Source organism: Rhodopirellula sp. UBA1907 (genome assembly GCF_002337565.1).
GTDB classification, from domain to species: domain Bacteria; phylum Planctomycetota; class Planctomycetia; order Pirellulales; family Pirellulaceae; genus Rhodopirellula; species Rhodopirellula europaea.
Map to the genome: position 1 here is coordinate 238,508 of NZ_DDGH01000094.1, position 1,028 is coordinate 239,535.

Genomic DNA, 1,028 nt, shown 5'->3' on the forward strand with positions numbered 1-1,028 from the left:
AAGGACTCTGCGTGAGAACGCACGCAACGGTTCGCAGTCCAGCGAACAATCTGAAATCTGGCGATTCCAGCTACGATGTAAAGAACTTTTGATCGCAGCCTTGCTGACGCGGCGGGTTGTGACGCGACAAGCGACGCTCGTCTGCGTAGCCAGATTTGCCGAGAACTCGGAATCGAGGACCAGTGAGGTTCGTCCGCGTGCTGGATCACCGACTTAGAGGCCTAAGTCGGCTACGTGTGTGCCTTCTCGGCGTTATCGCGGCGTCCCTTCATCGCCAAAGCAGCAACGACTCGAACACATCGCCTGTCGTAGCCGATTGGGGCCCTGAATCGGCCTTCCCGGCATTTTCAGGAATCGCATCAAAACCGGATATTTTGCCAATCTTCATAACCCGCCGCGTTAGCAAGGACTCTGCGTGAGAACGCACGCACCGGTTGGCAGTCCTGCGAACAAACTGAAATCTGGCGATTCCAGCTACGGTTTGTCCAAAGGTTGATCGTGGCCTTGCTGACGCGGCGGGTTGTGACGCGACAAGCGAGGTTCGTTTGTGTAGCCAGATCACCGACTTAGAGGCCTAAGTCGGTTACGTGTGTGCATTCTCGCCGTTATCACGGCGTTCCTCCATCAGCTCGAACACATCGCCTGTCGTAGCCGATTCAGGCCCTGAATCTGCCTCCCCAACACGATCAGGAATCGCATCAAAACCGGATATTATGCCAATCTTCATAACCCGCCGCGTTAGCAAGGACTCTGCGTGAGAACGCACGCACCGGTTGGCAGTCCTGCGAACAATCTGAAATTTGGCGATTCCAGCTACGTTTTGTCCAAAGGTTGATCGTGGCCTTGCTGACGCGGGAAGATGTGACGCGACAAGCGACGCTCGTCTGCGTAGCCGGATCACCGACTTAGAGGCCTAAGTCGGTTACGTGTGTGCATTCTCGGCTTTCCTCCATCGCCGACGGAGCAAACGCTCGAGCCATCAACCGTCGTAGCCGAATCAGGCCCTGAATCGGCCTTCCCAACACGAT